The 6,637-nt window shown below is 60.7% G+C and carries 7 protein-coding genes and 1 pseudogene; 6 read left to right on the forward strand and 2 right to left on the reverse strand.

Translation table 11 applies throughout. The features are described 5' to 3' along the window. A partial coding sequence (locus AC19YR_RS24430) for a Tn3 family transposase (RefSeq protein WP_500600415.1) occupies window positions 1-2,549 on the reverse strand: 2,549 nt, incomplete at its 3' end. Next, window positions 2,533-3,135, reverse strand: coding sequence for a recombinase family protein (locus AC19YR_RS24435; RefSeq protein ID WP_010465829.1), 603 nt, complete (start codon window positions 3,133-3,135; stop codon window positions 2,533-2,535). The genes AC19YR_RS24430 and AC19YR_RS24435, both read right to left, overlap by 17 nt. Window positions 3,136-3,326: 191 nt before the next feature. Here AC19YR_RS24435 and AC19YR_RS24440 point away from each other — a divergent pair, with 191 nt between their 5' ends. The 6 genes and pseudogenes from AC19YR_RS24440 to AC19YR_RS24465 all read left to right on the forward strand — a co-directional run bounded on the left by AC19YR_RS24440 (window position 3,327) and on the right by AC19YR_RS24465 (window position 6,469). Further along, window positions 3,327-3,704: a type II toxin-antitoxin system RelE/ParE family toxin gene (locus AC19YR_RS24440; RefSeq protein WP_003151133.1), complete on the forward strand. Its 378-nt coding sequence runs from the start codon at window positions 3,327-3,329 to the stop codon at window positions 3,702-3,704. Beyond that, window positions 3,685-4,020, forward strand: coding sequence for a helix-turn-helix domain-containing protein (locus AC19YR_RS24445; protein ID WP_001172026.1), 336 nt, complete (start codon window positions 3,685-3,687; stop codon window positions 4,018-4,020). The genes AC19YR_RS24440 and AC19YR_RS24445 overlap by 20 nt, the downstream gene beginning before the upstream one ends. 14 nt (window positions 4,021-4,034) lie before the next feature. After that, on the forward strand, window positions 4,035-4,370 hold the full coding sequence (locus AC19YR_RS24450; RefSeq protein ID WP_000741275.1) for a hypothetical protein: 336 nt from the start codon (window positions 4,035-4,037) through the stop codon (window positions 4,368-4,370). A 23-nt stretch (window positions 4,371-4,393) separates the two neighbouring features. After that, window positions 4,394-4,720, forward strand: a complete 327-nt coding sequence (locus tag AC19YR_RS24455; RefSeq protein WP_000091614.1) for a hypothetical protein — start codon at window positions 4,394-4,396, stop codon at window positions 4,718-4,720. After that, on the forward strand, window positions 4,717-5,097 hold the full coding sequence (locus AC19YR_RS24460; RefSeq protein ID WP_001054412.1) for a hypothetical protein: 381 nt from the start codon (window positions 4,717-4,719) through the stop codon (window positions 5,095-5,097). The genes AC19YR_RS24455 and AC19YR_RS24460 overlap by 4 nt, the downstream gene beginning before the upstream one ends. 117 nt (window positions 5,098-5,214) lie before the next feature. Next, a pseudogene (locus AC19YR_RS24465) lies at window positions 5,215-6,469 on the forward strand (cyclic di-GMP phosphodiesterase). The last annotated feature ends 168 nt before the right edge of the window (window positions 6,470-6,637 follow it).

Consider the following 6,637-nt stretch of genomic DNA (forward strand, 5'->3'; position numbering starts at 1 on the left):
GTCATTTCCTTCAGGCCCAGTGTGGCGACGATTCGGTCGATGTTCGCCTTCTCACCGACGATGAGTTGCCGGTCGATCTGGCCAGCCGGCCGGATCAGGCATTTCTCGTACAATGCCAGATCATCGGCGCAATACAGCTCCTGCAACTGGTCGTCGAGGTCGGTGAAGCGCGGCTCGAAACGAAGTCCGAACCAGTGCAGGATGGCGAAGTTGGCCTTGTTGATGCTGTGCATGTCGCCGGTGATCGCGCTCGGCACGATGTCCGACGTGTTGCGGTACCAGATGTCGAACACGTGGTGAGCCTCGTACTCGTGTGCGCCTATCAGGTAGCCGTTCAACGGCACGTGATTGCACAGCAGCGTGTAGGCGACGACGCCCTTGCCGCGGCCGAAATATTTGCGCGAGTAGCGCGCCTTCACAGTTGGTCGCTCGACGCCGAATTTCTGCCCATCAACGGCACCGTACAACGAATCGAGGTCGAACGAGTAATGCGGGAAGATCGGCAGTGCGGCGATGGCGTTGCTGATGCAATCGTTGGCCACATGTAGCGTCGCCTGGCGCAGGTACTGCTGGTAGGTACTCTCCAGGACGTGGTACGGGATGTCGCTGGTACGTGCCATAACCTGGTTGCCGTGGTTCATGGCTTGGGCAATGATCACCGCCATCAGACTGTCGGCGTCGGCTACCTTCTTCGCATAGCGTGGCTGCAATGGTGTCAGCGCCGACAGGAACTGGCACTGGCCGTTGACGAAGCGAAACACGTCGGCGACATCGCAGTATGGCAGTTGCTCGTAGAGAGCTTGCTCGCGCGCCTTCTGGTTCTCCCCCTTGGGCTTGCGCCAGGTCAGTCTCTGCGTGTCCTTGTCGTATTCCAGGTGCGTCAGCTTGCCCTGTTTCAGCTCGCGATTGAACGCCACCCATTGCGCACGCAACTCGGTCGCCAGTGCATCGAGCTGGGCACTGACCGGCTGCCGCAGGAAGGGGATGTCCATCTGCGCGAGCACGGCGGCTTTCTCGTCCATCGAAACCAACTCGTCGGACAAATGCCGGTGCTGCAAGCTATCGTCAATGTAGAGCTCGCCCGCCTGGAAGCGTTTCCTGACCTGACGGTAAAGCCAGAATTCGTAACGATCGGCATGCAGGCCTGTCGGCGTGCCTTCGGCATCGAACATCAGCAGGTACGGACGCAAGCGTTTCGGCAGCGTTGCCGCCGGACATTCGTCGAGTGGCCGTTGTGATAGGCGCTGCTGCTTGGCGAACACGCTCTTGGCCCAAGTCAGCGCCGCGAGCCATGGGTTATCGGGGGCCGTGCCGGCGAAGTCGAGCGCGACGTACAGCGGCCGTAGATGGCGTCGAATGCGTTCGGCCAGGCCGTCCACCGCCTGCCAGTGCAGCGCCAGTTTGTTCAGTGGCTTGACGCTCATGCGCTGCGCCGTGTTTTGCAGCAATTCCCTGGACATGATTTTGTAGGCGCGTTGGCGCACCTCGCCGAACGGCGTCGGATCGGCCACGCTGTCGTCCACGTACAGCGACAGCAGGCGGCCAACCTGCGGCGTTTCCTGATGGCGTCGCAGCTGTTCGGCGACAAAGGACTGTTTCGCACCCGTGCGGCTCTCGTCCTCAAGTTTTTTCATGTGGAAGGCCATCGCGTCGACCAGGTTGTCGGTGAGCTGCCGGTAACGTACCCAGGCATAGCACAGCAGGTAGAGCCGGGTCTGCTCCGCCTTCAGGTGGCGCAGGTCATGGACGGTATAGAAGTTCGCCAGGCTCGCGTAGTACAGCAGGTTCTGCTGCGAGATGCCGAGCTTGGGCAGCAGCGCCTTGGCGATCCCGTGCAAGGACTTCAGCGTGGCGCGCTTCTCGCGCTCCCCTGCCATCTGACGCCAGCCGAAATCTTTAGCGTCCTGCTTGAGCGCTGCCAGTTGAGACAGGGTGTCGTCACGCACCAGGAGCTGGCCCAGCGCAGCTTTGGCCGATTCGTCCAACACTTCTGCCAGCAAGCCGCCCAAGCGCCTGCGTTCGGTGGACAGGGCTTCACTGACCAGCTCTTGTAAGGTGGTGTGGCCGGGCCGGATGATTTTGTGCTCGCTGAGCCAAACGATCAGTTCGGCGGCCACGAATCCTGGCATTACGTCGCGCCGCACGATCTGTTCAGCCTGCTGTGCCAGTTGCGGCAGGAAGCTAGCCGCCCACGACCGGTAGCCGAACAGTTCGGCGATCTGACCCCTCTGGCTGTAGTGCTCATGCTTGGTGATCGCCTTGCGTTCGAACGCTTCGCCGTGGAAATAGCGACTCAGCACGAAGGCGCAATCGTCCTCGACCTCATGCCAATCGAAGCGGAAGAAAGCATGCTTGGCCTTGAAGTAGCCGATCTGCAAGACGCAATAGACTTGGGCCTGCAGGCTAGGCCGGCTGCTGGCGAACGCCAGTTCAGATTCGGCCAACGCCAGGTATTCCAGCCGCTGAGCATCGTCGAAGTCCGGTAGGCCGTACAAGGCTTCCTGCTCTGCGTCAGAAAAGACGGTGAGTAGCTTATTCTTGTTGCTCATCGACCGTCCTTCCCGCACCACGCCAACCTGCTCGCGTCAATGTTTCGATCAACGTAGTGCGCTTGACATTGAAGTTGCGGCACACCGCCGCCTTAGACATGCCGCCATCGAGCGCGGCGACGATGGCGTCCAGCTTCTCACCAGTGATCGCCTGCGGCCGGCCGCCGATCCGGCCGCGTTTGCGTGCGGCGGCCAAGCCCGCGACGACGCGCTCCTGAATCAAGGCGCGCTCGTACTGCGCGAGCGCACCGAACACCTGGAACAGGAATTCGCCCGAGGGCGTCGTAGTGTCCAGGTTCTCTGTCAGCGAGCGGAACGCCACCCGCTTGTCCTTGAGCGAAGTCACAATGGCGAGCAGGTGCGACAGCGAGCGACCGAGCCGGTCGAGTTTCCACACCACCAGCACATCGCCGGCTCGAACGAACTCAAGCGCCCGCGCCAAGCCGGCACGGTCATCCTTCGCGCCAGAGGCACGATCCTCAAACAGGTGACGCGGATCGACGCCGGCGGCGAGCAGCGCGTCGCGCTGCAAGTCCGTGCTCTGGCGGTCGGAGTCCGACGACACGCGCATGTAGCCAACCAACATAGGCGGATAACCATCAAAAACAGGTTTCCGCATAATAGTGAATAGCGATAGAGTTTTCCGTACATTTTTGAGGGGGTGTTGCACAGGTAGCACAGCGGCGGCTGACAGCCTGTCGCAAAACAAATGTTTTACGACACCTCCTTGAGGTTGCCGCGTTTACATCATTACCTGAACAGGTATAAAATTCCGTCATGACAAACAAAGAAAAACCGCTCGAATGGATCGCGAGCAGCCACAAGGATTTGATGGCGTTGCCGTCCGACGTGCGTCGCCGTTTCGGTTACGCGCTCTCGTTGGCGCAGATAGGCGATCAGGATGACGCAGCAAAGGTGCTCAAGGGGTTCGGTGGTGCCGGCGTGCTGGAGGTCGTCGAAGACGATGCCGGCGGCACCTATCGAGCGGTATACACGGTCAAGTTTGCGGAAGCGGTGTTCGTCCTGCACTGCTTCCAGAAGAAGAGCAAGAGCGGAATCGCCACGCCAAAGGCCGACATGGACATCATCCGCGCTCGGCTGAAGGTGGCCGAGGTATTGGCACAGGAGCTACGAAATGCAAAAACGAATCATTGAAGGCGTCGAGGTTCAGCGCAGCTCGGGCAACGTCTTTGCCGACCTTGGACTGCCTGACGCTGAAAAGCTCAAGATCAAGACCGGCCTGGTGGTCGAGATCAGGAGGGCCATGCGCGCCCTTGGGCTGACTCAACAAGCGGCGGCCAAACGCATGGGCATCCCGCAACCGAAGGTGTCGGGCATGATGCGCGGCGACTTCACCAATCTATCCGAACGCAAGCTGATGGATTGTCTGAATCGCCTCGGCTACGACATCGAAATCAAGGTACGGCCAGCAGCCGAGCCGATCGGGCATCTAACGCTCGCAACCGCTTAATCGGAGCTCTCCTGATGGCAGCCCGCATCACCGACGACGAATGGGACGAACTGACTCCCGAGAATTTCGATACCACGGCACTGCTGCGTGCAGTCGATGCCGTGGACGTGCTGCGCGGCGATTTGAATGACAGCGCAGACGGCGCACCTCCGCAACTGCGCACCGACCTGTTGAAGCTGCATCAACTGGCAATGGCCGCGTTCAACGAGGGATCACGCAGCCGAGTGGCTGAGCTATTTGATCTCGCCGTGGATCTTCAGGATCAGGTTGATCATCTGATGACCTCGCTGGAACAAGTGCAAGAAACCCTGTCCCGGTTGACGGCGCTCTACCCAGAAAGCCTGTCCTGAATGTTCTTGGAGACAACCACATCATGAGCCGCAGCCGCCGCAAAACGCCCATCGTTGGGCACACGACCTGCCGTAGCGAGCGCGAGGACAAGAAACTCTGGCATCAGCGCTGGCGAACCCACGAGCGCACCGCGCTGGCCAGCGCGTCGCCGGAAGCTCTATGCGCCCATCTGCCTCTACTGGAAAACCAGGTCAGCAACGTCTGGTCGATGGGTAAGGATGGCCGCTCCTACTGGCCCATCAAGCGCCAGGCCGCCACGGCGGATCGCATTGCCAACCACAAGGGACGCAATCCGCAAGAGCGCGCCTCCCTGAAAAAGCGTCTGCTGCGCAAGTGGATGAGCAAATGAACCTGTCCACCATCGAGGCGCTGGCTATCGCTTGGGCGCGAATCGCTGAAGAAGCAGAACTCCCAGCCGGCTACGAGGGCACGGCGACGCCAGAGGCGCATCGGGCCTGCGAGGTGATCCAGGAGCGGATTCGAGAGCACGTCGTCGCCACCAATGACATGCGGCTGTTCGGCCTGCTGCACCTGCTTGGGCAGGCGTCGCTGCGCATGGAGCAAGCGCTGTGGCCGGAAGAATATGCGCGGATGACCCGCGAGGTCGAGGAAGCTCTCCGAGAGGCCGACGACCCCAACGCCAAGTCGTACACCCACGAAGAAGTCATGCAGGCGATGCAGGAACGCATCGACCGAGCGCGAGACAAAGCCATGTTGATCGGCTGACGGAAATTTCGGCGGTTCCGGCTGATCCAAGAATCTTGGCGTGACCTTACCTCCGCTCTACCGCTGGGTGCCAGCCTCGGCGCACGCCTAACCACCCAACTCAGAAAGGAAAATAAGTTGGTAAAACGCATTCCCGTATCCGAGCTTCGTCTCGGCATGTACATCCACAAGCTCGCCGGCTCTTGGGTTCGACACCCATTCTGGCGCGGCAGCTTCCTGCTGACCGAGCCTCAGGATCTCTCTGCCATTCGAGAATGTGGCGTCGGGGAGGTCTGGGTCGACTTGGCCAAAAGCCAAGTCGACCCAGAGAGCCCAGAGAGCCCAGAGAGCCCAGAGAGCCCAGAGCCCAGAGCCCAGAGCCCAGAGCCCAGAGCCCAGAGAATTGTCGGAGGAGCAATCTCTGCCGTCTAGTCCACTAAGCAAGAAAAGTGACGGCGCAACCTCAATGGAGAGCGAAATGTGTTATGCACGGAAACTCTGTCTTGCGGCCAAGTCCCAAGTCATGGACATGTTCCAGGAAGCCCGGCTTGGCAAGGCCGTCGACCCAAGCACGACGTTGCCGCTGGTCGGAGAAATCGCTGCCTCGGTGCTGCGCCAACCTCATGCCCTCATCAGCGTCGCACGCATCAAAACGCACGACGATTACACCTACCTGCACTCGGTTGCCGTCTGCGCCCTGATGCTATCGCTGGCCCGGCATCTCGATCTAGACGAGGAGCAAACGCGCCTGGCTGGCATCGGCGGACTGATGCACGACCTAGGCAAGGCCGCGATGCCGCTGGAAGTGCTTAACAAACCAGGCAAGCTCACCGATGCCGAGTTCGCCATCATGAAGCGCCACCCTGTGGAGGGCGCAAAGATGCTGCGCGCAGGCGGGGCCGAGCCCGGGGTGGTGGACATTGCCCTGCACCATCACGAGAAGATCGACGGAACCGGCTACCCGGATCGCTTGGCCGGTGACGCCATTTCACTCCTGGCCCGCATGGGCGCAATCTGCGACGTCTATGATGCCGTGACGTCGGAGCGAGCCTACAAAAAGCCGTGGGACCCGTCCGCGGCGATGCGGCAGATGGCCAAGTGGGAGGGCCATTTCGACAAACGCATCTTCCACGCCTTCGTCAAGGCCGTGGGCATCTACCCCGTCGGCTCCTTGGTTCGCCTGTCCTCTCAGCGTCTGGCCGTTGTCGTTGAGCCGGGAATGGAATCACTGCTGACTCCCAAGGTTCGCGTGTTCTTCTCGCTACGCTCGAGAGAGCCGATCCCGATGCAGACCATCGACCTGGCGGCCACGAGTTGCAAGGACAGTATCACTGGCCCCGAAGACCCGACGCTCTGGAACTTCAAGAACCTCGACGACTTGTGGATGGAATAGCCCCCACAAAACGACGGCCCCGTGAGGGAGCCGTTGAACATCGTCGAGCGATGCCCGTCCAGGGAGGGATGGCCGAGCTCGATTCTCCAGAAGGTAGCTGGTGACACGAGTGTTGAGCCCACCCAACTAGGGTGACGGAAATTTCTGGGGTTCCGGCTTACATCCCCA

Source organism: Pseudomonas sp. MF08817, from assembly GCF_059862705.1.